The 26,168-nt window shown below is 62.7% G+C and carries 22 protein-coding genes; 9 read left to right on the top strand and 13 right to left on the bottom strand.

Going from position 1 to position 26,168, the window contains the following annotated elements; genetic code table 11:
* The first annotated feature begins 41 nt into the window (after window positions 1-41).
* From EE36_RS10755 to EE36_RS10745, 3 genes are all read left to right on the top strand, one after another.
* On the top strand, window positions 42-1,469 hold the full coding sequence (locus EE36_RS10755) for a sodium:alanine symporter family protein (protein WP_005852144.1): 1,428 nt from the start codon (window positions 42-44) through the stop codon (window positions 1,467-1,469).
* A 163-nt stretch (window positions 1,470-1,632) separates the two neighbouring features.
* Window positions 1,633-2,790, top strand: a complete 1,158-nt coding sequence (locus EE36_RS10750; protein WP_005852142.1) for a trans-acting enoyl reductase family protein — start codon at window positions 1,633-1,635, stop codon at window positions 2,788-2,790.
* Between the two features lie 166 nt (window positions 2,791-2,956).
* A complete protein-coding gene (locus tag EE36_RS10745; protein WP_005852140.1) occupies window positions 2,957-4,039 on the top strand; it encodes an SMP-30/gluconolactonase/LRE family protein in 1,083 nt (360 codons plus the stop codon).
* A gap of 35 nt (window positions 4,040-4,074) precedes the next feature.
* Here the strand turns inward: EE36_RS10745 and EE36_RS10740 are convergent, their stop codons facing one another.
* The gene (locus EE36_RS10740; RefSeq protein ID WP_005852137.1) at window positions 4,075-5,253 is read right to left on the bottom strand and encodes an aromatic amino acid transaminase; all 1,179 of its coding nucleotides are present in this window, start codon (window positions 5,251-5,253) and stop codon (window positions 4,075-4,077) included.
* A 5-nt stretch (window positions 5,254-5,258) separates the two neighbouring features.
* A complete protein-coding gene (locus tag EE36_RS10735) occupies window positions 5,259-6,179 on the bottom strand; it encodes a DMT family transporter (RefSeq protein WP_198005486.1) in 921 nt (306 codons plus the stop codon).
* 114 nt (window positions 6,180-6,293) lie between these two features.
* Here EE36_RS10735 and EE36_RS10730 point away from each other — a divergent pair, with 114 nt between their 5' ends.
* The gene (locus EE36_RS10730) at window positions 6,294-6,752 is read left to right on the top strand and encodes an Lrp/AsnC family transcriptional regulator (protein WP_005852133.1); all 459 of its coding nucleotides are present in this window, start codon (window positions 6,294-6,296) and stop codon (window positions 6,750-6,752) included.
* A 6-nt stretch (window positions 6,753-6,758) separates the two neighbouring features.
* Here the strand turns inward: EE36_RS10730 and EE36_RS10725 are convergent, their stop codons facing one another.
* Entirely contained in the window at window positions 6,759-7,232 is a 474-nt protein-coding gene (locus tag EE36_RS10725) for a MarR family winged helix-turn-helix transcriptional regulator (RefSeq protein ID WP_005852132.1), read from the bottom strand.
* Between the two features lie 96 nt (window positions 7,233-7,328).
* Here EE36_RS10725 and EE36_RS10720 point away from each other — a divergent pair, with 96 nt between their 5' ends.
* The 4 genes from EE36_RS10720 to EE36_RS10705 all read left to right on the top strand — a co-directional run bounded on the left by EE36_RS10720 (window position 7,329) and on the right by EE36_RS10705 (window position 13,136).
* Entirely contained in the window at window positions 7,329-10,472 is a 3,144-nt protein-coding gene (locus EE36_RS10720) for a 4Fe-4S double cluster binding domain-containing protein (protein ID WP_005852130.1), read from the top strand.
* A 118-nt stretch (window positions 10,473-10,590) separates the two neighbouring features.
* Complete coding sequence (locus tag EE36_RS10715; protein ID WP_005852129.1) at window positions 10,591-11,646, top strand: methionine ABC transporter ATP-binding protein; 1,056 nt, start codon at window positions 10,591-10,593, stop codon at window positions 11,644-11,646.
* Window positions 11,636-12,310 (top strand): methionine ABC transporter permease, encoded by a 675-nt coding sequence (locus EE36_RS10710; protein ID WP_005852128.1) that lies wholly within the window; start codon window positions 11,636-11,638, stop codon window positions 12,308-12,310. Before EE36_RS10715 ends, EE36_RS10710 begins: the two co-directional genes overlap by 11 nt.
* Window positions 12,311-12,359: 49 nt before the next feature.
* Window positions 12,360-13,136, top strand: a complete 777-nt coding sequence (locus tag EE36_RS10705) for a MetQ/NlpA family ABC transporter substrate-binding protein (protein WP_005852127.1) — start codon at window positions 12,360-12,362, stop codon at window positions 13,134-13,136.
* Window positions 13,137-13,199: 63 nt separating this feature from the next.
* On the opposite strand, the gene EE36_RS10700 is transcribed toward EE36_RS10705, so the two are convergent.
* From EE36_RS10700 to EE36_RS10655, 10 genes are all read right to left on the bottom strand, one after another.
* Window positions 13,200-15,101: a beta-galactosidase gene (locus EE36_RS10700; RefSeq protein ID WP_039911782.1), complete on the bottom strand. Its 1,902-nt coding sequence runs from the start codon at window positions 15,099-15,101 to the stop codon at window positions 13,200-13,202.
* A gap of 6 nt (window positions 15,102-15,107) precedes the next feature.
* On the bottom strand, window positions 15,108-15,953 hold the full coding sequence (locus tag EE36_RS10695; protein WP_005852125.1) for an SMP-30/gluconolactonase/LRE family protein: 846 nt from the start codon (window positions 15,951-15,953) through the stop codon (window positions 15,108-15,110).
* Window positions 15,950-16,558 (bottom strand): 2-dehydro-3-deoxy-6-phosphogalactonate aldolase, encoded by a 609-nt coding sequence (locus EE36_RS10690; protein ID WP_005852124.1) that lies wholly within the window; start codon window positions 16,556-16,558, stop codon window positions 15,950-15,952. The genes EE36_RS10695 and EE36_RS10690 overlap by 4 nt, the downstream gene beginning before the upstream one ends.
* Entirely contained in the window at window positions 16,555-17,469 is a 915-nt protein-coding gene (locus EE36_RS10685; protein WP_005852122.1) for a 2-dehydro-3-deoxygalactonokinase, read from the bottom strand. The genes EE36_RS10690 and EE36_RS10685 overlap by 4 nt, the downstream gene beginning before the upstream one ends.
* A gap of 11 nt (window positions 17,470-17,480) precedes the next feature.
* On the bottom strand, window positions 17,481-18,251 hold the full coding sequence (locus EE36_RS10680) for an SDR family NAD(P)-dependent oxidoreductase (protein WP_005852121.1): 771 nt from the start codon (window positions 18,249-18,251) through the stop codon (window positions 17,481-17,483).
* A complete protein-coding gene (locus EE36_RS10675; RefSeq protein WP_005852120.1) occupies window positions 18,251-19,960 on the bottom strand; it encodes an IlvD/Edd family dehydratase in 1,710 nt (569 codons plus the stop codon). The genes EE36_RS10680 and EE36_RS10675 overlap by 1 nt, the downstream gene beginning before the upstream one ends.
* Window positions 19,957-22,038 carry an alpha-galactosidase gene (locus tag EE36_RS10670; RefSeq protein ID WP_005852119.1) on the bottom strand — a complete coding sequence of 694 codons (2,082 nt, stop codon included), beginning with the start codon at window positions 22,036-22,038 and terminating at the stop codon, window positions 19,957-19,959. Before EE36_RS10670 ends, EE36_RS10675 begins: the two co-directional genes overlap by 4 nt.
* A gap of 6 nt (window positions 22,039-22,044) precedes the next feature.
* Window positions 22,045-22,893, bottom strand: coding sequence for a carbohydrate ABC transporter permease (locus EE36_RS10665; RefSeq protein WP_005852118.1), 849 nt, complete (start codon window positions 22,891-22,893; stop codon window positions 22,045-22,047).
* Window positions 22,893-23,825 (bottom strand): carbohydrate ABC transporter permease, encoded by a 933-nt coding sequence (locus EE36_RS10660; protein ID WP_005852117.1) that lies wholly within the window; start codon window positions 23,823-23,825, stop codon window positions 22,893-22,895. Before EE36_RS10660 ends, EE36_RS10665 begins: the two co-directional genes overlap by 1 nt.
* Before the next feature lie 113 nt (window positions 23,826-23,938).
* Window positions 23,939-25,198, bottom strand: coding sequence for an ABC transporter substrate-binding protein (locus EE36_RS10655; RefSeq protein ID WP_180828926.1), 1,260 nt, complete (start codon window positions 25,196-25,198; stop codon window positions 23,939-23,941).
* A 177-nt stretch (window positions 25,199-25,375) separates the two neighbouring features.
* Between EE36_RS10655 and EE36_RS10650 the strand changes: the two genes are divergently transcribed.
* Complete coding sequence (locus EE36_RS10650) at window positions 25,376-26,161, top strand: IclR family transcriptional regulator (RefSeq protein ID WP_005852114.1); 786 nt, start codon at window positions 25,376-25,378, stop codon at window positions 26,159-26,161.
* Window positions 26,162-26,168 lie beyond the last annotated feature (7 nt).

Genomic DNA, 26,168 nt, shown 5'->3' with positions numbered 1-26,168 from the left:
CAAGAACACCGTAAAACGCGGCAAAACAAAGGGACATTTATATGGAATTTCTACAAACGCTCTTCGGCTGGATCGGAGACTTCACCTGGGGATGGTCGCTGATCCCGATCCTCGTCATTTTCGGTATCTTCATCACCATTGCCACCGGTTTTGTGCAGATCGAATACTTTGGCCGCATGTTCCGCGTGCTGTCGAACAAGAACAACGCGGATGATTCCAACCAGATTTCAGCGCGCGAAGCCTTGCTGGTGTCGGTCGGTGGACGTGTCGGCGGCGGCAACATCGCGGGCGTCGCGGTTGCGATCACCCTTGGCGGCCCGGGCGCGGTCTTCTGGATGTGGGCCATCGCGTTGGTCGGTATGGCCACGAGCCTTGTCGAATGTTCGCTGGCACAGCTGTTCAAGCGCAAAGTCGGAGAGCACAGCTACCGCGGCGGTCCGGCAGCGGCCATCATCCACGGGTTGGGCAAGGAATACCGCTGGCTGGCAGTGATCTATGCGATCTGCCTGATTGCGGCCTTCGGTCTGGGCTTCAACGCGTTCCAGGGCAATACGGTTGCGGGGTCGATGCAGGACAGCTTTGGCATTGACCGTCTGTGGACCGGTATCGCGCTGGCGGTCATCTCGGGCTTTATCATCTTTGGCGGCATCCACCGTATTGCCAAAGTGTCGGACGTTGTCGTGCCGATCATGGCCATCGGCTATCTGGCAATGGCGCTGATCGTGATCCTGCTCAACATCACCAGCCTGCCCGGCGTGATCTATGACATCGTGACCAACGCCTTCGGCCTGCAAGAAGCCGTTGGTGGCGGTATGGGTGCTGCGGTTGCGCAAGGCCTGCGGCGTGGTCTGTTCTCGAACGAGGCGGGTCTGGGTTCTGCCCCGAACGTGGCTGCCACCGCCGAGGTACGTCACCCCATCAGCCAAGGCATCACGCAGTCGTTTTCGGTCTTTATCGACACGATCATCATCTGCTCGTGCACGGCTTTCGTGATCCTGCTGGGCGATGTCTATGTCCCCGGTGCCGAAGGCATCGACGGCGTGGCGCTGACACAGCAAAGCATGGTGTCGCATCTGGGCACATGGGTGCAGTATTTCCTGAGCGGCGCGATCCTGCTCTTCTCGTTCTCGTCGATCATCTACAACTATTATCTGGGTGAAAACGCGATGACGGTACTGACCAAGAGCCCCTTGGGGATCCTCGGCCTGCGGATTGCGATCATCGCGATTGTCTTCCTGGGTGCGACAGCACCGGCGGCGACTGCGGTGTTCTTCTTCTCGGATCCGATGATGGGTATTCTGGCGTTGGTCAACTTGCTGGCGATCATGATGCTCTTCCCCGTGGCCATGCGCCTGCTGCGCGACTTCCGTCGTCAGTTGAAGGCAGGCGTCGAACGCCCCGTGCTGAACCCGGACGATTATGCCGATCTGGATATCGACCGCGACGCATGGAAGCTCCCGGCAGAGTGATCCGGACGCATCCTACCTGAATTCGAGACGGGCCGTAGCATCTGCTGCGGCCCGTTTCTTTTGCCCCCCGACGCAGCGTTCTGAAACTCGGCAATGGTCAATACCGTCTGCGCTGTCCCATAGTCGGCGCAAAGACATGCAACCAATCGGGGAGGAACGGCACATGGCTGAATTCGATATCATCATCTACGGCGCGACTGGGTTTACGGGGCGGCTGGTCGCGGAATACATCCACGCGACCTATCCGGACCGTCCTTGGGCGATGGCAGGGCGCAGCGCGTCCAAGCTGGGGCAGGTGCGCGACGAGATGGGCCTGCCCGCCGATACCCCCCTGATCGAGGCCGATGCCTCTGACCCTGCCTCGCTTGACGCGATGGTCGCGCGGGCGCGGGTTGTCATCACCACGGTCGGCCCCTATCTGCTGTATGGCGAGCCGCTGGTCGCGGCCTGTGTCAAGGCGGGCACCGATTACGTCGACCTGTCGGGCGAACCGCCCTTCATGTGGGACATGATCGAAAAGTACAACGATGCCGCCAAGGCCAGCTGGGCCCGGATTGTACACTCCTGCGGCTTTGACAGCATCCCCTTCGATATGGGCGTCTATTTCCTGCAGCAAGAGGCACAAAAACGCTTTGGCGCGCCGCTGAAAGACGTCAAGGGACGCGTGCGCGGGATGAAGGGTACGTTCTCGGGCGGCACGGCGGCGTCGGGCAAAGAGACGATGAAGCTGGCCATGGGCAATCCCGATGTCATGAAACGCCTGGTCTCGTCCTTCGCGCTGACACCGGGGTTTGAGGGGCCGACACAGCCTTACGGCAACAAGCCCTACGAAGACCCCGATTTCGGCATCTGGGTCGCCCCTTTCGTGATGGCGTCGATCAATACCAAGAACGTGCACCGGTCCAATATGCTGATGGGGCACCCCTACGGCACGGATTTCACCTATGAAGAAATGATGTTCACCGGCAAGGGCGAAAAAGGCGAGGCGATCGCCAAGAGCATCGCCAAATCCAACCCGATGGGCGATGATGATATCAAGCCCGGCGAAGGCCCATCGAAAGAAGAACGCGACAATGGCAGCTATGACTTGATGTTCACCGGCACCTCCGCAGACGGAGAGCGGCTGACCGTTGGCGTCAAGGGCGACCGCGATCCGGGCTATGGCTCCACCTCCAAAATGCTAACCGAAGCGGCGCTTTGTCTGATCGAGGAAGCCGCCGACACCCCCGGCGGCGTGCTGACGGCGGCCCCTGCCTTTGGTGGTGCGATCATCGACCGGCTCACAGCCAATGCAGGGCTGACGTTTCAGGTAGAGAGCTAAGCATCACCCCCTCGCGGTGTTCACCACTGCGGGGGATGCGACCTCGGCGCGGGCCAAAGCGGCTGACATAAATCGCGCGGCGTAGCCTCTTGCACCTGCCAGAGGGATCGGCAACCCTACGCTGTGCGCCACCACTTCGGCGCGAACTCTGGGGAGGAGATCACCGATGAAGAAACTATTTACACTACTGGGCATCGCCCTGCTGGCCTTGCTTGCCTACCTCGCGTTCTGGCCCGTATCCGTCGCCCCCGTCGCGTGGGAGGCCCCGCCCGATCAGGGCTACACCGGTGATTTCGCGGCCAACGACCGTTTGACCGCATTGAAGATCGTCGAGCTTGAGGGCCGCAGCGGGCCGGAGGATGCCGATATCGGCCCGGACGGGCTGGTACATGTCGCCACCCACGATGGCGAAATCCTGCGGATCGAAGAGAACGGGGCCATCACCGTCTTTGCGCAGACCGGGGGCCGCCCCCTTGGGATCGAATTTGACGACAGCGGCACGCTTTACGTCGCCGACGCCTATCGTGGCCTGCTGTCGGTGGACCGCGGCGGCAAGGTGACCCTGCTGGCCGAGACGACCACGGACGGCAGCCCGATCCTTTACGCCGATGATGTGGATATCGCCGCCGATGGGAGCGTCTATTTCTCGGATGCCTCGACCCGCTTTGGCGCGCAGGATAACGGCGGCACGCTGGCGGCGTCGGTGTTGGATCTGGTGGAGCATTCGTCGAACGGGCGCATTCTGAAATACGACCCCACATCGGGCGAAACGACTGTCTTTGCCGACGGTCTGAACTTTGCCAACGGGGTGGCGGTGGATGACGCGAACAGCGCGGTATTTGTGGTCGAAACCGGCAGCTACCGCGTCTGGCGCTTCCCCATGGACGGCAGCGCAGGCACGGTGGTGCTGGAGAACCTGCCGGGGTTTCCAGACAATATCAACAACGCCCCCGATGGCACATTCTGGGTCGGTCTCGTCAGCCCGCGCAACCCCGTCATGGATCAACTGGCAAACAGCCCCTTCCTGCGCCGCGTGATCATGCGCCTGCCCGACGCGATGAAACCCGCGCCGCTGCGCTATGGCTTTGTCCTGCGAATGGATGCCTCGGGCAAAGTGCTGGAAACGCTTCAGGATCCGGCAGGGGACTATGCATTGACCACGGGTGCTGTGACCCTGCCCGACGGGCGCATTGCCGTGACCTCGCTGACAGAGCCGCGTCTGGGGATGCTCGACGCCGCCCCCCGCTAAGGCCTACAGACGCTGGCCCAAGGGGCGGGCCAGTGTCACGCCTGTGACACCTCCCGAAGCGCAGCCGCGACCTGTTCGATCTGCGTGCTGCGCAGACCGGCGATATTGATCCGTCCGGTGGCCGTGCCATAGATCGCGTGGTCGCGGCGCAAGCTCTCCATCTGGTCGGGCGCGAGGGGCAGCAGCGAAAACATCCCCCGATGGTGCCGCAGCGCCTGAAATGCGGGGGCCGCATCAATCGCGGCCAGCGCATCGGCCAGTTGCTGCCGCAGCGATTGGACACGGGCGCGCATACTGTTGAGCTCTTCCTCCCAGATGGTGCGGGTGTCAAAGACATGGCAGGCGACAGCGGCACCATGTTCGGGGGGCATCGAATAATTCGCGCGGGTCAATGTCTCTAGGTGGCGACCCACATGGGCGATGGACGCCGCATCCGGCCCCAGCACCATCGCCGCCCCGATACGTTCGCAATATAGCCCCATGTTCTTGGACCCGCTTGCCGCAACCATCGCCACGGGCACCGCATCGACCATCACCCGCAGCCCCGCCGCATCTTCGTCGAGCCCGCGGCCAAAGCCCTGATAGGCAATGTCGATCAACGGGATCAGCCCCCGCGCCGCGCAAAATCGGGCCAGCGCATGCCACATATTCGCATCGGGATCGATGCCCGTGGGGTTGTGGCAGCAGCCGTGCAGCAGCACCACATCCCCCGGCTTCGCCGCCGCCAGATCCGCGAGCACGCGGTCAAGATCCAGTGCGTCGCCCTTGGCCTGCCAGCGATACAACTGCAGCGTCAGCCCGGCTCCCTCGAATATCGGACGGTGGTTCACATAGCCGGGGTCCGTGCTCCAGACCGTGGTGTCGGGGCGCAGGCTGGCCAGCATATCCCCCAGGACGCGCAAGGCGCCTGTCCCGCCGACCGTCTGGATCACATGGCTGCGCGCGATCCGCGCGGGCGCATCGCCCAAGACCAGCCGCGCCATGCCCGCGTTGAACACCGCATTGCCCGCCAAAGCGCGGTAGGTTTTCGGCGCACTGTCCTGCGCCAAGGCGCGCTCGGCCATGCGCACCGCCTTCATATTCGGCGTGGCCCCGTTGTCATCGCGGTAGACGCCGATGACCATGTCGATCTTGTGGCTGCGCGGATCGGCGCGAAAGGCAGAGGTCAGACCCCAGATCGGGTCTTCGGGAAGGGCGGCAAGCGCGTCGAGCATCGGGGTTACTCCTTGGGGCGGTTGGCCAGCATGACGCCAGCGCAAATGATGAGAACGGCCAAAATCGTGCCAAACGTCAGGGCCTCGTGCAGCAGCGGCACGGCAAGCACCGCCGCAATCGCAGGGGCGAGCGACCCGATCGCGGCACATTTCGCGACACCAAGGCGCGCGATGGCGATGGCATAGGTCAGGCTCGAGACAAGGCCGACACCGACCCCTTGGGCAAGGATGAACGGCATCGCCTCGGCCAGTCGCACCTGCGTCAGATTGCTGGGCAGCACCCCCGTGGCGAGCAGCGGCAGCAGCACCAGCGTGGATGGCAGTGCCAGCACCAGCGCGCAGCCAATCGGGTCCAACCCGCTGCCCCGCAGCCCCAGCGTATAGCACCCCCAGAGCAGACTGGCCGATAGCAACAGCGCCACGCCGGTCAAACTGCCTGCCGCCAAATTGCCCGAGGCACCGATCAGCGCCGCCACCCCCACAAGGATGACCCCCAGCGGCAGCAGCACCGCGGGGCGTTGGCGGTAGACCACCCACGTCAGAACAGCCACCGACACCGGTGTTGTCCCGGCAATCAACGCCCCCACATGCGTGGCCGAGGTCTGCGCCCCGCCCATAGCCGCGAGCCAGAAGAACGGCAGCCCCGCCCCCGCCGCGATCATCAACCAGCGCCGCGCGGGCAACTGCCTTAACACAGCGATACGTTTTGGCAGGAAGGGTAAAAAGAACAGCGCCGGAATACCCGACCGGATCAGCGCCACATCGCCAAACGTCAGCTGCGCCCCGCTGACGGCACGGGTGGACAGCGCGAACCCCGCCCAGACCAGCACGGTCACCGCAATCGCGAGATAGCCAACCAAGGGCCGAAGGGGGATCTGCCGCGGACCTAATCCGTTTGCGGCGGGCAGTGAGGGGGAACTGAGCATATTCGTCCTGCGCGTTGTATTTGCGCTGTTTTACGCTGTATCCACGGGCAGATGCTTGCTAATGATTGCGCAATAGTAATAATTTTGGGCATATCCTGCCCTTAGAGGGCCAAGATGGACAATAAAGATCGCGACATCATCAAAGCGCTGCAGCGTAACGGGCGTCTGACCAATCAGGATCTGGCGGCTCAGGTGAATCTGTCGCCCTCACCCTGTTTACGGCGCACCCGCGCGCTTGAGGAAAAAGGCGTGATCAAGGGCTATACCGCGATTGTGGATGAACGCGCTTACGGTCTGCCCGTGACGGCGCTGGTGCGCATCCGGCTGAGCAGCCACACGGGCGACGTGGTGAAACTGTTCGAGAAGAAGGTGCACGAGACCGAACAGATCCTCGAATGCTATGTTATCACCGGCAGCGAGGATTATCTGTTGCGCGTGCTGGTCGAGGACCTGAAAAGCTACGAGGAATTCGTGCGCCACAAGCTGCACAACATCCCCGGCATCGCGTCGATTGATTCCAGCTTTGCCTATGGCGTGCTGAAGCAGTCGAACGTCTTTCCCGTGGTGACCTGAAACCCCCTACGGATCGTCGAACCGGTCGTGAACCCCTTCAAGCAGCGTATCCAGCGCGGATAGGAAATGCGCCGCCGCTTGGGGGTCGAGCTTGTCCAGAAACCGCGCCTGATGCGCGTCGACCAGCACCCGCGCACGCGCCAACAGGTCTTGTCCCGCCTCGGTCAGCGTGATCGCACGGGCGCGCCCGTCGCCTTCTGTCAGGTTCTGCACCAGCCAGCCTTTGTCGCGCATCTGCTTGAACGTCCGCGACGCCGTGGGGCGGGTGATGCCGATATTCTCGGCGATACCGGAGGGCGCGGTGATGCCTTCCAGCGCGATACTGGCCAAGACGCACCATTCCAACCGTGTCAGCCCAAGCTGCGAAAGCTCTGCATCCAGACTGGCACGCATGACCGCGGCCAGCCGCGACACGCGAAAGCCCAGCCTGTCGTGCAGACGATAGGAGGCAGTGGCAGAGGTGTTCTCGGGTCCGGTCATAAAGCATGAATACTTCATTTTTGCCGCACCGCTACTGTTTGCTTGCAAAATAGTTGATCTAGGACAACTATAGCGCCGAACAACGAGGCAATACCCATGACCCCACGGCTGCGTTCCCGCAAAAACCGCCCCATCCATATGGGTGCCTACCCGACTGAAAAGCTGCGGCGGGCGGAGGGTGTTGCAGGGCCGGTGCCGGCCTTCACCCCCTTGGGGGTGACGGAGGACGCGCGTCCGCTGGCCCAAGCGACGCGGGATCACCGCGCCATGCTGGATGCGATCCGCGAGGGTCTGGTGAACAAGGCCTTGGCCGAGATCCCCGCCGATCTGACCGAGCGGGCGCAGCACCTCAAGGCGTTTGCCCATTTCAACGATGCGACGATGGTGGGGATTTGCAAGCTTGCACCCGACCACCATCTGGCGCAGCCCCTGCGCAATGCGGATGTCGCGCGGCTGGCGCAGGATTTGCAGACGCGTCAGGTCAAAACGCTCGCCTCTGGTGTGGATGCGATCATGGCCGACCTGCGCGACTCCGTCACCGCGCCCGAGACGGATATCGCAGGCCATACCCATGCGCTGGTGCTGCTTTTCGCGCATCCCCGCACGGTCGAGCAGGATGAACCCGGTGCGACATGGATCGCGGGGATGGAGGATCACCGGTCGTCTCTACTGGCCGCGGAATCGGCGGCGGTATTGTCGAATTACATCCGCCTGCTGGGGCGTCCGGCGCGCGGGCATACGATGACGGCAAGCGATGTGGATCTGAACCGGCTGGCGGTCGCGGCGGGTCTGGCGCTGCCCCAAGACGGTCAGTTGACCGCCCCTTTCGTCGGCACGCGCTTTTCGCTGGCCGCCGTCACCATGGCGATGGATCTGGCCTGTGACCGCCCTCTGGCCACCGCTGCCCTGCCCCGCACGCCGCCCGCCTATGCAACGCGACGCTTTGTCGATGGCGCGCAGCCTTTCGAAAAGCTTAAACGCGTGGACAGCCCCACGACCTATATGGACGAACCGCGCATCCCGCGCCTGCCCAAACGCACCGATATGTTCAGCCGTGCGCTGTTCGGGGACATGGGCAAAAAGCTGCAAGACGGGGCCACCGGCGGGCGCTATATCCGCAAGACGCCGACCTCGATGGCGCAGCGACGCGCGCTTGGGGCCTTTGGTCTGCTGCAAGACGGGCAAGCTGCCGAAACGCAAACCGCCCTCGCCCCGCAACAGGCGGCAGAGATGGTCAAGGCGGTTGCCTATTTTCTGGGGGCCGATGCCGTGGGGGTCAGCCGTTGTCCCGATTGGGCGTGGTACAGCCATGACGCCACCGGCACCGCGATCGACCCGCCCCATGATCAGGCGATCAGCCTTGTGATCGATCAGGGTTTCGACACGATGGAGGGGGCCTCGGGCGATGACTGGATCAGCGTGGCGCAATCCATGCGCGCCTATCTTCGGTTCAGCCTTGTGGGCGGCGTGCTGGCGCGGTTGATCCGCGATGTGGGATATCCCGCCAAGGCGCATACGGTGATGGATGGCGATGTGCTGCAACCCCCGCTGCTGCTGCTGTCGGGCTTGGGTGAGGTCAGCCGCATCGGCGAAGTCATCCTGAACCCCTATCTTGGCCCGCGTCTGAAATCGGGCGCGGTGACGACCACCCTGCCGATGACCCATGACAAGCCGATCGACTTCGGCCTGCAGAAATTCTGCGAAAGCTGCCAGAAATGCGCGCGGGAATGTCCCTCGGGGGCGATCACGGCGGGGCCGAAGCTGATGTTCAACGGCTACGAAATCTGGAAATCCGACAGCCAGAAATGCGCCACCTACCGGATCACGACCGAGGGCGGTGCCATGTGCGGGCGCTGCATGAAGACCTGCCCGTGGAACCTTGAGGGGATCTTGGCCGACAGCGTGTGGCGCTGGACCGCGATGAAGCTGCCCGCTACCGCACCAGCGCTGGCCAAGCTCGACGATCTGCTGGACCGTGGCGACATCAACCCCGTCAAGAAATGGTGGTGGGATCTGGAGGTGCAGGACGACGGTGGCTACCGCCCCACGGACAAGCCGGTGAACACCCGCGGTCTGCAAAAAGACCTGAAGCTGCGCGCGAAAGACCAGACGCTGGCCGTCTACCCTGCGCCGCTTGCCCCGCATCCCTACCCCTACCCCGACCCGATGGACCGCGAGGCCGGCATCCGCGCCTATGGCGCGATGATCCCCGCCGCCACACACCGCGCGCGGGTCGCAAGCGGAGACACGCAGGGGCTGGTCCCTGCGCTCAAGCCATTGGCGGATAGTCCGGTATTGCCGCTGACCGTCACCCGCGCGGATGTGTTAAGCGACGGCATCACGCGATATGAACTGCGTGATCCCGACGGGGCCGATCTGCCCCTGTGGCAGGCAGGGGCGCATCTGGATGTGGTGATCGCGCCCGAGTACCTGCGCCAATATTCCATGTGCGGCGATCCCTCGGACCGGTCGCGCTATGTCATTGCCGTCCAGCGCGAGGATCAGGGCCGCGGCGGCAGCGCCCTGATGCACCGTATCTTCACGCAGGGGCGCAAGATTTTCGCCGCCCGCCCGATCAACCATTTCCCCCTGACCGAAGACGCCCCCTTCAGCGTGTTGATGGGCGGTGGCATCGGTATCACCCCGATGATCGCTATGGCGCACCGCCTGCATCAGTTGGGCCGTGACTTCGCGCTGCATTATTCAGCCCGCACCGCCGCTGATCTGGCCTTTGCGGCCGAGATCGCTGCCGCCCCCTGGGCCGCCCATGCCGTGCTACACGTCAGCGATCAGGGCAGTCGGGCAGAGTTTGACACGATCCTGTCGGGCCATCCTGTGGGCAGTCACGCCTACGCCTGCGGCACCCCCGCCTATATGGAAGCCGCAATGACCGCCGCCGCCCGCGCGGGCTTTGCCGAGGATCAGTGTCACATCGAATATTTCGCCGTCCCCGAAGCCCCCCCGCGCGAGAACCACAGCTTTACGGTCCATCTGGCCAAGACCGGCAAAGACATCCACGTCCCCGCCGACCGCAGCCTGTCGGATATGCTGACAGAGGCAGGCGTGCCCGTGGATGTGAAATGCGCCGACGGGATCTGCGGGGTTTGCGCTTGCGGGCTGGTCGAGGGCGACGCCGATCACCGCGATTATGTGCTGTCACAGGCGCAGCGTGAAACCACGTTGATCACCTGCCAGTCGCGCGCGGCGGCAGCGGGGGGGCATCTGGTGCTGGACCTGTGAAAACTTAGCGTTCAGCACATCGGTAAAGTCAGGGCGGGTATGCGAAAACTGCGCTTGCAATACCCCCGGCCTTTCTGTCTACGGGCGCCACCGCAACCGACCGCAGGCTGGACCGATCATGACAGAACCCAACGGCGCTTCGATCACGTTCGAAAACGTGGGTAAAGCCTATTCCAAATCCGGCGGCACGACTGTCACGGCGCTTGAAGGCGTCTCTTTGGCGATGGAGCCGGGATCAATCACCGGCATCATCGGACGGTCGGGGGCTGGCAAATCGACGCTGCTGCGCATGGTCAACGGGATCGAGCGGCCTACGACGGGCGCGGTTCTCGTGGGCGGGCAGAATGTGGGGGCTGCAAAAGGGGCCAAGCTGCGTGCGATCCGCCGCGATGTGGGGATGATCTTTCAGCACTTTAACCTGCTGGCCTCGCGCAGCGTGGCGGGCAACATCGCCTTGCCGCTGGAAATCGCCGGTGTGCCGTCATCGCAAATCAAACCCCGTGTGGCCGACCTGATCGAACGGGTCGGACTAAGCGCGCACGCCACACGCTATCCGGCAGAGCTGTCGGGCGGGCAAAAGCAACGCGTCGGCATCGCGCGGGCATTGGCCACCGGCCCCAAAGTGCTGCTGTCGGACGAGGCGACATCCGCGCTGGACCCTGAAACGACGCAAACGGTTCTGTCGCTGCTCAAGGACATCAACCGCGAACTGGGGCTGACCATCCTACTGATCACCCACGAGATGGCCGTGGTCCGTGACATCGCCAGCCACGTCGCCGTGATCGACGGGGGCCGAATCGTCGAACATGGCGAGACCTACGATATCTTCACCGCGCCTCAGCATGCGACCACGCGGTCTTTCCTGTCGGGGGTGACCGGCGTCACCCTGCCCGCTTTCGTCAAGGATCGTCTGATCTCAAACGCCCCCGCGCAGGGCGGCGAAGAGGTGATCCGCGTGACCTTTGCGGGCCAGCACGCCACCGACCCGATGCTGGCGCGGCTGACGCAGGACATGGGCATTCCGGTCAATATCCTTGCCGGTGCGGTCGAGGAAATCGGCACCCGCCCCTTCGGCAACCTGCTGGTATCGCTGCCTGTGGCAAAAGCCGCAGAGGCGCGTTCATTCTTGGAAAGCCACGGGCTTATGACGGAGGTGCTTGGCTATGTCGGCTAACCTTATCAACCTACTGATCGAGGCCACGGGCCAGACGCTTTATATGGTCGCCATCTCGGCGCTGCTGGGGACGCTGCTTGGCCTGCCCTTGGGGTTGTTTCTGGCGACCTCGCAACGCGGCGAGCTGCTGTCGGCCCCGTGGGTCAACAAGGTGCTCGGGCTGGTGGTCAATGCCACGCGGTCGGTGCCGTTCATCATTCTGGTGGTCGCGATCATCCCCTTCACGCGGATGGTTGCGGGCACGTCGATCGGCACGACAGCCGCGATTGTGCCGCTGACGATCGCCACCGTGCCCTTCATCGCGCGTCTGGTGGAAAACGCGATCCGCGAGGTTGAGTCCGGCCTGATCGAGGCGGCGCGCGCCATGGGGGCGACCCCGTTGCAGATCATCCGCAAGGTGCTGCTGCCCGAAGCGCTGCCCGGTATCACGCTTGGCCTTACACTCGCCATCGTTAGCCTGATCGGCTATTCCGCCATGGTCGGTGCCGTGGGCGGCGAAGGTCTGGGCGATCTGGGCATTCGCTATGGGTATCAACGGTTTATGCCCGACGTTATGGCGGTTGTCGTGATCATCCTCATCGTCCTGGTGCAGCTTGTGCAATCGATCGGCGAACGCATCGCAGCCGCTGTCGACAAACGCGCCACCAGAAGCGGCGGGCAATAGCGCCCGTCTCCTCCTCCCAATTTCGTTTCCCAGTTAAAGGAGCATATACATGCTACGCATTGCGACCCTGACCTCTACCCTCGCGCTTATGGCGACATCGCTGATGGCCGAGCAGATCAAAGTCGGCGTTTCCCCCGGCGAGCACGCCGAGATCATGGAAGAGGTCGCCCGTGTGGCCGAACCGATGGGCCTTGAGATCGACGTTGTCGAATTCTCTGACTATGTGGTGCCGAACCAGGCGCTGGCCGATGGCGACATCGAGGCGAACTCCTTCCAGCACGTGCCTTACCTTGAGGCACAGATGAAAGACCGCGGCTTTGCGCTGACGGTTGTGGGCAACACGATCACCACGCCGATGGGCATCTATTCGGACAAGATCACCGATATCGCCGCGCTTGAAGAAGGCGCGACCTTTGGCATCCCGAACGACCCCACCAATGGCGGGCGCGCGTTGCTGGTGCTGCAACAGCTTGGCATGATCAAGGTCGATCCCGCTGCAGGTCTCGTGCCCACCGTTCTGGACATCACCGAGAACCCCAAAGACCTGTCGTTCAAGGAACTCGACGCGGCGCAGCTGCCCCGTTCGCTGGCCGATCTGGATGCGGCGCTGATCAACACCAACTACGCCATCGCCTCGGGCCTTAGCCCCAAGGAAGATTCCATCGCGATGGAAAGCGCCGACAACCCCTATGTGAACGTGATCGTTGTACAAGAAGGCAAGGAAGACGCGCCTTGGGTCAAGACCCTGCTAGAGGCGTATCACTCGGACGAGATCAAAGCCTTCATCGATGAAAGCTACCACGGGACCGTCATCACATCTTGGTAAGTGACGCACCGGATACCGCCAATGACGCGGCGGTATCCGGTCTCTTGGGCCGCGCCCTTGTGGTCAGAGCGGCACACGCAGAACGCCCGCGGCGGGCAGTTCGACACCGTGACAGGCAACCTCTGCATCTGAATAATTGAACCAGAACCGTTCGCCCCCCGTCGTGCGGGTACGTACCCCTTCGGGCATCGGCAGCACGTCGATCCCTGCCTCGCCGCACAGCCCGCTGATGAATTGGTCGAGCGTGCGCTCATCCAGCCAGCCCCCCAGATAGATCTGCTGCCCGTCGCGCATGGCAACCGGCTCTGCGTCTGTGGTCTGCAAGATGACCTTTGCCGTGCCGTCCAGCACATCACGGTAGCGGATCACTTTCCCACCGCCCTCCAGCGGTACGGAAATGTCATGCCGCAGGCTTTCGACCTGCGTGACCGTTACGTCCAACCCGTCGATTGCGGGGGGCAGCGGCACGGGGATCGCCATCTCGGACGTGCGCGCGCCGCTGCGGGGGCCATAGACGACCGTCGCCGCGCTGCGCGCCAGCGCCTGTTTCAGAGCGTCCGGCATGTGCATCACCCCCGGTGCCATCACCAGCCCGTAGCCGCCAAAATCGCGGCAGGTGGCGGGCAGGATATCAACCGACAGCCCCTGACGCCGCAGCGCCTTGTAGGTGTGAAAGACCAACCCGAAATAGCTTAGATCCGCACCATGGGGCTGGGTCGCCCATGCGAAATCCGCGTCATAGTCGAACACCAGCGCGACCGGTGCCTGCGCGGGCTGCACATCCGGAGCCTTGGCCATCTCTGCGCCGACCTGCCGGACCTCCGCCATCGCGAAGGCGTCGGCACTGTCGGGCCGGAGCAAGCCGGCGTGCAGTTGCTCTTGGGCGAAAGGGGCCTGTCGCCAGCGGAAATAGCACACCGCTTCGGCCCCGTGGGCGAAGGCTTCCCATGTCCACAGACGCACCATACCGGCCAGTGGCACAGGGTTGTGCGGGGCCCAGTTGACCGGCCCCGGCTGCTGTTCCATCACCCACCAGCGCCCCTTGCCCACGGCGCGGTAAAGATCGTGGTGGAACGCCTGAAAGTCCGGGTCGCCCTGCCGCGCATAGCGGTGCTGCTGCGCCGCATCCGCGCCGACCCGATCCTCGAGAAAGCCCAGCGGGTAGCTGTCCCATGTGGCGATATCAAGATTTTCACCCACCGCGAAATGGTCAAAGTCGGTGATCCGGCCCATGTAGTTATGGCTCACGGGGGCGGCGCTGTGCTGGCGGATCACGTCAAGCTGAAGCCGGTTGAATGCCACCACCTGATCCGAGCTGAACCGCCGGAACGCCAGACGATGCGCAGGGTTGGCTTCGGTCACGGTCAGGTTGGGCGGGTCGATGTCGTCAAAACTGTCGTAGTCCATCGACCAGAAAGTATTCCCCCACGCGGCATTCAGCGCGGCGGGGGTGCCGTAGCGTTGTGCCAGCCAGCCCCGAAAAGCATGGGCTGCCGCGTCACTATACGAGATCACCGTGTCGTGGCAGCCGTATTCATTGTCGATCTGCCACGCCGCCACATGGGGGTTCGCGCCATAGCGTTTCGCCATCAACGTGGCAATCGTGACGCATTCCTTCTGATAGCCTTCGTGGCTGAAACAGTAGTGCCTGCGCGACCCGAATTTGCGCGGACGCCCTTCAATATCCACGGCAAGCATATCGGGGTGGCGTTTCAGCATCCAGCGTGGCGGGGTGGCGGTGGGGGTGCCCAGCACAACCCGCAGACCAGCAGCCCCCAAAACCTCGATCGCGCGGTCCAGCCACGCCCAGTTATACTGGCCGGGTTGCGGTTCTAGCTTGCTCCATGAAAACTCGCCGATGCGCACCCATGTCAGGCCCGCTTCTACCATGCGGCGGGCGTCGGTTTGCCACATCTCTTCGGGCCATTGTTCAGGGTAATAGCAAGTCCCTAGGGTTCGTTTCATCACGCCTCACAAAATTATCCGGTGTTCCCGCTGGCCTCGCACGTCCGATGCAAGCTGGAAGGTCTGGCCATCCTCCGCCCCGTCGCGGCCCTGCGCGGCTGAGGTGACAAAGAGCGTCCGCAGATCCGCACCGCCAAAGGCCGGACAGGTGGCCTGCGCTGCGGGTATATCAACGGTCTGCAACAGGGAGCCATCGGGGCTGTAACGGGCGACCTGCGCGGCCCCCCATTGCGCGTTCCACAAGCAGCCGTCGCTGTCGACAACCGCGCCGTCGGGGTTACGCTTGTCTTTCTTGAGATCGACAAACACCTCTGGCGGGGCCGAGGGCCAGCCGTCTGCGGCATCAAGGGGCACGCGCATGATCTGGCGCGTGGGCGTGTCGGTGTAATAGGCATAACGTCGGTCGGGCGAAAAGCAGATCGCGTTCGAAATGGTAATCTCCGCGAAAAGCTGTCGCAGCGCGCCTTTATAGTAGCGGTAGATCGCCCCCGCCCCCCGCTCTGCGTTGAAGCCCATTGTCCCGATCCAGAAACCACCCCACGGATCGGCGCGCCCGTCGTTGGATCGGGTCAGCGGCTGATCCGCCTCAAGTGGCACGACGAGGGAACGCTCCTCTCCGTTTAGGTCGAACCGCCACAGCGCGGTTTCGGACGCGACAAGCAGGGTATCCCTATCGATCCACCCGGCGGCAGAGACGCATTCGTCAAACTGCCACGACAGCGTTTTGTCGCCCTGCCGCGACATCAGGGTTTTGCCGAGGATGTCGAACCAGAACAACTGGCCGCGTTCGGGATGCCACAGCGGCCCCTCGCCCAACGCGCACGCCCGCGCATCAAAGAGTGTGGCGTTCAAGAGAGCGTCGCCTTGTCATAGGCGCTTACCGCCGCGCGCGCGCTTTGTGTCACATCCGCCGCGCTTTGCCCCGGTTTGTACAGGCTGGACCCAAGGCCAAAACCCGTCACCCCTGCCGCAAGCCATTCCGCGAAATTCGACGGGCCGACGCCGCCGACCGCATAGGTTTCGGTCTGAGCCGGAAGCACTGCCCTGATCGCCTTGAGCCCTTCGACCCCCAGCAGGAACGACGGAAACAGCTTGAGCCCATCGGCCCCGGCCTTAAGCGCGGCAAAACATTCCGTGGGCGTCATCACACCGGGATAGGACATCATGCCCGCCGCCTTGCTTGCCGTGATAACAGAAGGATCCGCATTCGGAGAGACAATCATCCGCCCCCCCACAGCCGCCACCGCTGCGACGTTTTCAACGTCCAACACCGTGCCCGCGCCGATCAACGCGTCGGCCCCATAGGTTTGGGCCATCGTTTCGATGGATTTCAGCGGTTCTGGCGAATTCAGCGGCACCTCGATGCGGGTGATGCCTGCGTCGATCAAGGCGGCGCAGATGTCGGCGGCCTCATGCGGCTGGATGCCACGCAGAATGGCGATGATATTGCGGCTCATACAAGGGCCCCTTTCAATGAACGATAGGCAGAGGTCAGGCCCGCCAGCGTCAGACCCGCGTTATCCAGTGTTTCGGCCTGCACACCCTGTGCGGCCAATGCGCTACGGTAATGTGCGGCGACGCTGTCTGCGCCCAGAATGGCGACATGGCGGCCCAGCCAATAGGGGCGCGTGCCGGCCAGCTCTAGCCCCACAAGCAGCCCTGACAGCCGCGCCCGCGCCGCCCCTGCAGATGTGCCCTGCAACAGCCCCCCTGCGCGCAGGCCGAACAGTCTGGAGGCGAAGCTTTGCGGGCTGTCCATCGCCTGCGTGACGCCGTCGATAAAGCTGTCCTCGTCCCACTCTGCCGTGGTGACCGAATGGCGCAGGACCGACTGGCTGGCCAGCAGCGCGAAGATCTCGCCAGTCATGCAGGTCTGGAAGCTCACGATCTCGCCCGCGCTGATATGGACCCATTTGGTGTGGGTGCCGGGCAGACAGAGGATGCCGTCAAACTCCGGCTGACTGTGCAGCACCCCTGCGATCTGGGTTTCCTCGCCGCGCATCACGTCAGGGGCAGCCATCTGTTTCACGCCGGGCAGGATGTGCACTGCGATCCGCGGGTCATGGGATGGTACCGCAACTGCCGCCCGCGCATCCGGAGGCGCGCAGGGCGTGGCGACGTAGGCGGCCTCGCGCCAGCCTTCGCGGGCGCCCACCATACCCGCGCAGATCACAGGGGTCACATGGTCCGGATCTAGGTAGGGGTCTATCAACGAAAGCAAGGCCGGTTCGAACCCGTCCTGCGTCAGCCCCGCCATCCCCTTGTCAGACCTGTCAGAGGCAAAGGGCCGCCCATCGGCCCCCATCATCCAGACCCGCAGGTTTGACGTGCCCCAATCGACAGCGATCCATTCAGCGTAGTGTTGCACGGTATCCCTTCCTATCCGGTGACCACGACGCCGCCATCGACGGCCATCAACTGCCCCGTCATCATGCGGCTGGAGGCAGAGGATAAAAACAGCACCGCATCCACGATGTCTTGCGGCTTCAACGTATCCTTAAGGCATTGCCGGTCAATATGCGCCGCCAGCGCTTCGGGCGTGACCCATTGTTCGATCTGCTTTTCCGTCAGCACCCACCCCGGTGCCAGCGCGTTAAAGCGGATCTTGTCCGGCCCAAATTCCCGCGCCAGCGAACGGGTCATCCCATTGATGCCGGCGTTGGCGGTCGTATAGGCAGGATAGCCCGCGTTCCCCATCATATACGAGATCGAGCTCATGTTCACCACGGCCCCGCCACCCGCGGCGCGCATCCCTGCGAGTACGGCCTGACAGGCGAAGAAATAGGACTTGAGGTTGATCGCCTGCGACTGGTCCCAGAAGTCTTCGGTGACCTCTTCGGCGGTGTGGCGGGCATCATTGGCGGCGTTGTTCACCAGAACCGTGACAGGGCCATGCTCATCGGCGGCCGCGGCCAGACTGGACCGAAGTGCCGCGATATCCGAGATATCGCAGGTCTGCGCAAAGGGGCGCTGGCCATGTTTTTCTTCCATCTCGTTGCAAAACGCGGTGGCGTCGCTGCGCTGGACAAAACTGACCTTGGCCCCCTGCGCCAGAAAGCCGTCGGTCAGAAAGGCACCGATCCCCGCGCCGCCGCCGGTGATGAACACCGACCGGCCGCGCAGATCGGGAAATGTTGCGTTCAGGGTCATCAGTGGCTCTCCCGTGTGACGGGGCGGGTGTCTTTACCCACCAGAAAATCAAGGTCCGCGCCTTTGTCTGCCTGCAATACCGTCTCGGTATAGAGCTTGGCATAGCCGCGGTCGTATCGGGGCGGTTCGGGTACCCAGGCAGCGCGGCGCTGTGCCAGCACCTCGTCAGAGACAAGCACGTCCAATGTGCCCTGCGCCACCGACAGCCGGATACGGTCGCCGGTCTGTACCAGCCCCAGATTGCCGCCTGCGTTGGATTCAGGGCTGACGTGCAGGATCACAGTGCCATAGGCGGTGCCGGACATACGCGCGTCGGACACGCGGACCATGTCGCGCACGCCTTCTTTGACCAGACGCGCGGGGATCGGCATATTGCCGACTTCGGGCATACCGGGGTACCCCTTTGGGCCGCAGCCCTTGAGCACAAGAACCGTATCTGCGGTCACCGGCAGATCCTCGCGGTCGATATTGGCTTTCATATCCTCGATATTCTCGAAGACATATGCCTCGCCCTCGTGTTCCAGCAAGGCGTCCGTCGCCGCCGAGGGTTTCACGATCGCCCCGTTGGGCGCGATATTGCCGCGCAGCACCTTCAACCCGGCCGCAGGGCGCAGCGGATTATCCAGCGGGCGGATCACATCCTCGTTGTAGCATTCAGCCCCTTCGGCATAGGCAAGGATATCCCCACCCATGACGGTCTGCGCGGGCCGCAGCTTGTCGCGCAGATGGGACAGCACCACGGGCATCCCGCCCGCATAGCAGAAATCTTCCATCAGATATTTACCCGAGGGCATGCAGTTGACCAGCAGCGGGATATCCGACCCAAGCTCGAAATCATCGAGCGTCAGATCGATGCCGACGCGGCCCGCGATGGCCAGCAGATGGATCACGGCATTGGTCGACCCGCCGACAGCGGCATTGGCCAGAATAGCGTTCTCGATAGAGGCACGGGTAACGACCTGTGACAGCTTGATATCTTCCTCGACCATCTCGACAATGCGCTTGCCGGTCAGATGCGCCAGCGCCATGCGGCGCGCATCAACGGCAGGCAGCGCGGCGTTGGTGGGCAGCGACATCCCCATCGCCTCTACCACGCTCGCCATCGTAGAGGCCGTGCCCATCGTCATACACACGCCCTTGGACCGGCTCATGCCGGATTCAGCGGCCATGAAATCCTGCAAGGTCATCTCGCCCGCGCGCACATCTTCCGAGAACTTCCACACATCCGTGCCAGAGCCGATGTCCTTGCCCTTCCACTTGCCGTTCAGCATCGGGCCGGAGCTGACAACGATCGTCGGAAGATCGACGCTTGCCGCGCCCATCAGCTGACCCGGCGTGGTCTTGTCACAGCCGCCCAGCAGAACCACACCGTCAATACCATAGGCGCGAATGCTTTCTTCGACGTCCATCGCCAGCAGGTTGCGAAACAGCATGGCGGTCGGCTTCATCTGGGTCTCGCCAAGGCTCATCACCGGAAATTCGACCGGAAAGCCCCCTGCCTCCCACACGCCGCGCTTCACCCCTTCGGCCAGATCGCGCAGGCCGGAATTGCACGGGGTCAGTTCGGACCATGTATTGCAGATACCGATAATGGGGCGGCCATCAAACGAGTGGTCGGGAAAGCCCTGATTTTTCATCCAGCTGCGGTGAATGAACCCGTCCCGATCATTCTTGCCGTACCAAGCGCGGTTGCGTTTCTCTTTTGTCATAGCCGTGTTCCTTCAATGACCCACATGCGTTCAGGGAACGACCATGGCAGGGTCACGCCATGGTTCATGAGGTACTGGCCCGACAGCACAAGATCGCGGGTCTTGAGCGCGGCATCACCCCGTGACAGCGCGACCGCCTCGTCGCGGTTTGCCAGCGTGATCCGGTAGCGCGCCTGCGGGTCAAGTGCGGTCAGCCGCAGCGGGCGCGGTGAGATCTGGGCCGAGGTCGCGGCCTTGCCTGCGAACACCACGAAACGCATCCCATCGGTGGCCTGTTGCTGCTCTGCGATCACCGCCGGATCAGCGCTGTCGAGCCGCAGGATATCCGCGGTGCGCATCCATCCGCGATTGTCCTTCCACCACTGCGTGACCTGTTTCAGCACATCGGTTTCGCGGGCGTCGAGCTCGCGCGGGTCCATCTCGAACCCCATGTGGCGCTGCGCGGCGACCCAGGCGCGAAAGCTGATGTCCAGCGTGCGCCCAGAGGTGTGGCAGTGGCGTGGGCCGACATGGCTGCCGGTCACGGCAACGGGCAGGAACAAGGCAGCGTCATGCTGAATGCGCAGCCGTTCCAGCGCGTCGTTGCTATCCGACAGCCAGACCCGCTGGGTCCGCGCCATGATCCCGAAATCGATCCGTCCCCCGCCTGACGCGCAGCTTTCAATCTCGACCAGCGGAAAATCGGCGCGTAACCGGTCCAGCAGCGCATAGACGCCGCCTGTCTGCGCCGCGTCGGGTGCGGGCAACACGCGATTATGGTCCCATTTGATATAGTCGATGGCATTGTCGCGCAGCACCGTGGCGATACGGTCGTAGAGCAGATCTTGGACCTGCGGCAGCGCCATGTTCAGCACCAACTGCTGACGCCCCTCTATCTGGTCCTGCGGGCCCAGAATCCAATCGGGGTGGGCGCGGTAGAGGTCACTATCGCGCGAGATCATCTCGGGCTCGAACCAGAGGCCAAAATGCATTCCCAACCCCTGAACATGGTCGATTAGCGGGGTCAGCCCCTTGGGGTATTTGCGCGGATCAATGATCCAGTCGCCCAAACTGCTGGTGTCGTCGTCGCGCTGTCCGAACCACCCGTCATCCAGCACGAAACGCTCTGCCCCCAAAGCGGCAGCACGGTTGGCGATATCGGTCAGGACAGACCAGTCGTGGTCGAAATACACCGCTTCCCAACAGTTGTAGTGAACGGGGCGCGGGGTGTCTGGCTTGGGCCATGTCACGATGCGGTCGCGCAGATGACGCTGAAAGCTGACGGCACAGCCGTTCAGGCCGGTGTCAGAATAGGTCAGGTAAAGCGGCGCCGTCTGGAACCGTGTCGCGGGGGCGTCCTGGGTGCCAGCCGCATGGCCCCATTGCACCTGCCGCCGCCCGTCCTGAAGCTCCTCGGCGATCATCGTATGACCGCCCGACCAGCCATAGTGGAACCCGTAGCACGTCCCTTGGGTGTTCGTGGCCCCCGTGGTCGGGATCAGCAGTCCGGGGAAGTGTTCGTGGCCCGTGCGACCCGTGCGGTTGTCGCGCGCGTGGATGCCTGCCCGCCACGCGGTGCGGTTCAACTGGAATTCACCGCACCACCGGCCCGAGACGTCAATCATCTCTGTGCTCAGCTGCGGCGCGGGCACCACCGGCGCGGCAAGCCAGTGCAGGCGCACGGGCTGCGCGGCCTCCAGTGTCGTCTGGCAAGTGATCACGCCGGTTGCGGCATCAACCGCAAAGTCAAAGGTCAGCGTCAGACCCTCCTCCGGTGCCGCGCAGGTGAACCGCAGCCCTGCATCCTGCACCACGTTGCGCAGGTGAAACACGGGGCGCAGCGGCGTGCCGTCGGCGCGCGCAACCGCGATCCCCGCCTGCCCCGGAAAGCTACGCCCGGCTTCGGGGCACAGCGACAGATCAGGGATCTCGTCCAGCATGCCGCCTGTGACGTCGATGGCATGGGCGGCGCAGATCTCTTCCAGATTTTCGCTGTCGGGCAGCGGGCTGCCCCAATAGACCACCTGCGGCAGGCGGTCGTGCGCAGAGGCCAGAACAAGCGTCTGGTGCCCGTCATCAAGGCGGTAGGTCTGTGTCATAACTCTCTACTTTACTGCGCCAAGCGTGAGACCGGCGATGAAGTGTTTTTGCATCAGAAAGAACATCGCGACCGGCGGAAAGGCGGCGACAATCGATCCCGCGCTCATCAGGTGATAGGCTGCGCGGAACTGCGAGTTGAATTCGGTGATGCCCGCGGTGACAGGTTGCGCGCTTGGTCCTTGGGTCAGCACGACGGCCCAGAAGTAATCGTTCCAGATGAAGGTAAAGACCAATACCGCCAGCGCAGCCAGCGCGGGCTTCATCAGTGGCAGCACGACAAAGAAAAAGATGCGCCACTCGGCCACGCCTTCGACGCGGGCGGCCTCGATCAAGGGGAAGGGCAATGCGCGGATGAAGTTGCGCATGAAGAGCGTGCAAAAGCCCGTCTGGAACGCCACGTGAAACAGGACCAGCCCCTGAATGCTGTCATACATCCCCAGCGATATGGTCAGGTCGCGCACGGGCACCATCAGGATCTGGAACGGGACAAAGTTGCCCGCGATGAACATGAAGAAGATCAGCAGGTTGCCCTTGAACTTGTAGATCCCCAAGGCGAACCCCGCCATGCTGGACAGCGCAATCGCCCCCAGCACCGTGGGCAGCGTGATAAAGACCGAGTTCATCAGATAGCGCGGCATATTACTTTCAAAGAAGACCTTGCCGTAGTTCGTCAGCCCCTCGAAGCTGGACGGCCACCCCCAGTAGTTCCCGGCGGCGAAATCCGACCCCGGCTTGATAGAGAACAGCGCCACCGCGATCAGCGGCAAGAGCCACAGGATCAGCGCGACGGGCAGCAACGTCTGATAGGTCAGCTGGCGGCTGCGCGATTGTTTGGCGATCGGTGTAGGGAACATCAGCGAGCCTCCCGCTCTTCGCGCCACATGGCATAGAGGAAATAGGCGATGAACCCGAGCATGATGAGGAACAGGATCACCGCGATGGCAGAGCCATAGCCCATACGGAAGCCGAACTCGGACAGCGCTTCTTCGAACATGTAGAACGACAGCACGCGGGTCGATCCGAAGGGGCCGCCGTTGGTCATGACGCTGATCAGGTCAAACGACCGCAGCGCGCCGATGATGGTGACGACAAAGGCGATGAACGTCGCGGGCTTGAGCTGCGGCAGGATAATGTACCACAGCATCTTGCGCCCCTTGGCCCCGTCCAGTCGCGCGGCCTCGATCTGTTCGGGGTCCACCGCATTCAGACCGGTCAGATAGAGGATCATGCAATAGGCCGTCTGCGGCCACAGCCCCGCCGCGATGATCCCGTAGGTCGCCGTAGACGGATCGCCCAGGATATTCACCGGCCCTGCCCCGAAAATCGCCAGCATCGCGTTCAGCAGCCCTTCGCGTGGCAGGTAGAACCACGAGAACACCAGCCCGACGACCACCTGGGAGATGACAAAAGGAAAGAAGAACAAAGACTTGTAGATACGGATGCCGCGCACGGTCTGGTTCAGGAACAAGGCGATGAACAGCCCCGCAGGCACCGCCAGCAAATACAGCACCAGCCATTTGAGGTTGTTCCAGAACGAGATCTCGAACTTGCGGTCCATCTTCTGGTCGCCGATCCCCAGCAACCTTTCATAGTTCGCGGTGCCGACAAAGGTCTTTTCCCCCAGTCCGTCCCACTGGTAGAAACTGATCGCCACGCTTTGGCCGATGGGAATGATCACATAGACCGCAAAGAACAGCATCGCCGGCAGCAGGAAAAGCCACGGCGTCAGCGCGATCTCGTTGCGTTTGTACCAACTGCGCGCGGGGGGCGGTGTTGTTGCTGCCATGCCGTGGTCTCCGGTAAATCAACACATGCGAAAACCGGCCGTCGGCGGGCTTGCGAATGGATTGAGGCGGTGGGTTGCGTCCCCCCGATGCGGGAGGACGCGACGCTTTAGCGTTATTCGTAGATGCGCTGACGCGTTTCTTCGAGACGCTCGAGGATGTCGTCGAGGTTGTCGGGAACCACCATGAATTCCTGCAACCCCTCCATGCCGACGCTGGCCATCTCGGCGCTGAAGTCGCGGTCGAAGAACTGGGCCACACCGCCCTTGGCGCTGGTGTTCAGCATCTCGAAACCCTGCTCGAGGAACTCGTCCTTATCGACCGAGGATTCAGAGTTGATGGGCAGCTGCCCCAAGGCGTCGCCTGCGTTGATCTTGGTCTGCACATCAGCCGATGTCACATACTGAAGGAACGCGCGGGCGTTTTCCTTGTTCTTGGCTCCTGACGGGATGTGGAACGTGTCGGTAGGGGCATCCTCGCCCTGTGGCACATCCGCGATCTTCGGGAACTGGTAGAAGTCGATCTGGCTGTCGTCCAGACCGCCTTCGCGCATCGCGGCAACGGCGAAGTTCCCCATCAGATAGGCCACCGCATCGCCTTCGATCATAAAGTTCAACGCTTCCTGCCAGGAATAGGATTGGTGATCGGCGACATAGCCGCCCATGTCGATGATCTTGCGCCAGTTGGCAAAGGTTTCGCGGACGCGCGGATCGGTCCAGGGCACCTCGCCACGGGCCAGCTCCATATGGAAGTCGAAGCCGTTGGTGCGCATGTTCAGATAGTCGAACCAGCCGCCAGCGGTCCACAGGAACTTGGTCCCGATGGCATAGCACGCACGGCCCGAGGCAACGATCTTTTCGCAGTTCGCAAGCTCTTGCTCAAAGGTTTCAGGCTCGGTCAGTCCCAGTTCCTTGAAGATATCTTCGCGGTAGTACATGCCCCACTGATAGTAGGTATAGGGCACACCATATTGCTTGCCGTCGATGGTCAGCGCACCTTTGACGGACTCAAGCCCGGGCAGATCGCCGTTGGCATACATATCAGAGATGTCTTCGAACAACCCGGCAGAGACATAAGGGCCCATGCGGTTCGCGGCATACCAGTTGACCACATCGGGCGGGTTCGCCCCCAAGGCGTTCCGGATCTGCGTCTTCCACGCTTCGCGGTCGACGATCGTCAGTTCGATATCGACGTCCGGATGCAGCTCTCCGAAACCGGCTGCCAAACTCTCCATCACCGCGCGCGGCGCGGGGTTCGACATGTCAGAGGTGATCTTGAGCTCCCCTGAAAGCTGACTTTCGTCCGCGACAGCAAACGATGTTGAAAATCCCGCAGCGACAACGGCCGCGAGTGACCTCTTGAGAATGGAATGCATGGTATCCTCCCTGATGCTTCCGCAATCCAAAACTGTCTCATTATTTGAAACTTAGTTTTGTATATTGATATATAAGATCAAGCTCGCTAGCCTTGTCAACAGTTTGGTGCGCTGCATGGGGGACGGGTCAGTCAAAAGACCCCACAGGATGCAGCGCCCTGAGGGACGGAGAACGATATGAATGTGGTGAACAGCGACGGGACTGTTGCAAAGGCGCTAAGCGTGCTGGATCAGGTGACAGCAATGGGCCGCCCTGTCCGCATGCGCGAATTGCTGGAGACATCGGAGTTTCCAAAACCGACGCTGTATCGGCTACTTCAGACGCTCACCAGTCAACGTATGCTAAGCTATGACAAGGATCAGCAGACCTATGCGCCGGGCATCCGTCTGGTCAGCCTTGCCCATTCCGCATGGTCGCAAGCCTCGCTTGCACCCATTGCCGCCCCCTATATCAGCGCCCTCGGCGAACGCCTGCGCGAGGCGATCCACCTTGCGCAAATCGACAACGGTCAGGTCGTGTTCGTCGACAAGCGTCAGGCCAGTAGCCGCTTTGCCACGCTGGCGCGCACCGGTCAGGTCGCCCCGGCCTATTGCACAGGAGTCGGCAAGGCGATTCTCGCGCATCTTGAACCCGAGGCACAGGCGCAGGCGCTGCAGCAGCAGGCGTTTTTGAAATATACCGATGCCACCCATACCAGCACCGAAACCCTTGTGCGCGAGCTGGAACAGATCCGCGCCGAGGGCATCGCCTTTGACCGCGAGGAACACGAGGCCGGCATCATCAGCATCGCCGCCCCCATTCTGACCGACGCGGGCCGCGTCGTGGGTGCCGTATCCATCGCAACCGCAACACACCGTCATACGCTGGACGGTCTGAATGCGTTCCGCCCTGCCCTGCTTGATTGTGCCACCCGCATCGGGGCCGAGGCGCAGTCCTGGCAGTCCCCCTCTGTCCCCTCATAAAAGGAAG

Origin of the sequence: Sulfitobacter sp. EE-36, from assembly GCF_000152605.1 — a bacterium.
In the GTDB taxonomy this organism is placed as follows: domain Bacteria; phylum Pseudomonadota; class Alphaproteobacteria; order Rhodobacterales; family Rhodobacteraceae; genus Sulfitobacter; species Sulfitobacter pontiacus.
This window is presented reverse-complemented; position numbering and strand designations above follow the sequence as displayed.